Source organism: Vibrio bivalvicida, assembly GCF_001399455.2.
GTDB lineage: Bacteria > Pseudomonadota > Gammaproteobacteria > Enterobacterales > Vibrionaceae > Vibrio > Vibrio bivalvicida.
Window position 1 is genome coordinate 1 of the sequence record NZ_LLEI02000079.1, and the last position, 1,024, is coordinate 1,024.

Below are 1,024 nucleotides of genomic sequence, written 5' to 3' on the forward strand. Positions count from 1 at the left end.
GCCGAGCGTTGATAGTCCGCCTTGAGCAGTTTGTTAGCTGCTACGCAGAAGGTTGCGTTTTTCACCCAAGTGCCTCATGTGAAACACATTGTTGGTTTCGAATGACAATGTACATTGGACAGGTCGCGAACCAAAACACAATTGATGAAACTTGCTTGGCAAAGAATGCTTTAGACAAACCTGACAGCCCAGTTCACGAAACTGATTTAGATATGGCGACGTTTCAACATCAGAGAAACCATACCAAAGAACTAAACAAACACACCACTTCAGTAAACCGACTTTGGCTGATTCAACCACTTTTCGAACAGTGCCACTGGCGAGATAGTTTGTGCCTTGGGACTATCAAATGTGAAGCTAGAGCGCCGTATTCATAAGCGCTTAAGCCCTTAGTTTCTTTAAATTCTAGCTAACGCTGTGTTAAGTGGTGAACAACGCCCCACTTAACTTAATAAAGCCACCTTAATCACTGCACTAAAATTTGCAACTAAAACCGCCGAGCGTTGAGAATCCAGCTTGAACACTTTGTTAATAAAGTACTTTCCGCGCGCTCTAGACCCACACAAACCACCTAACTCAACACCACAAACCAACCAGATTTTTATTGGCTGCTGACCCACTTTGCTTTCCAGAAACCAAAAGCCAGCCAACACCAAATTTAAGGATTCATTGAACGAGCCACCCGCTTAAGTCACGGACAGTTAATTGCCACAACGATGAACCTTTGAGAGCGAAGATCGTTGTTGGCATATTAGCGCTACCGATGATTTCGAATGGCATTTACACCAGAGAAACTTCAAAACTCGAAGCGCGCTAGAGAACAAGAATTTGTGCGGAGAAAGGCACAGCCAATGAAGGACTATTTACCCCAAAAAACTATACGTTAACAGTAGCTTATTAACGCTGTGTTAAGTGGTGAGCAACGCACCACAACACTTAATAAAGACACCTTAATCACTGCACTAAAAATTGCAACCAAAACCGCCGAGCGTTGAGAATCCAGCTTGAACACTTTGTTAACGTC

At 43.5% G+C, this 1,024-nt stretch carries 1 protein-coding gene; it reads left to right on the forward strand.

The genetic code is table 11. The features are described from left to right. Window positions 1–377: hypothetical protein (locus APB76_RS19960; RefSeq protein WP_074181738.1), on the forward strand; the 377-nt coding region annotated here is incomplete at its 5' end. Between the last annotated feature and the right edge of the window lie 647 nt (window positions 378–1,024).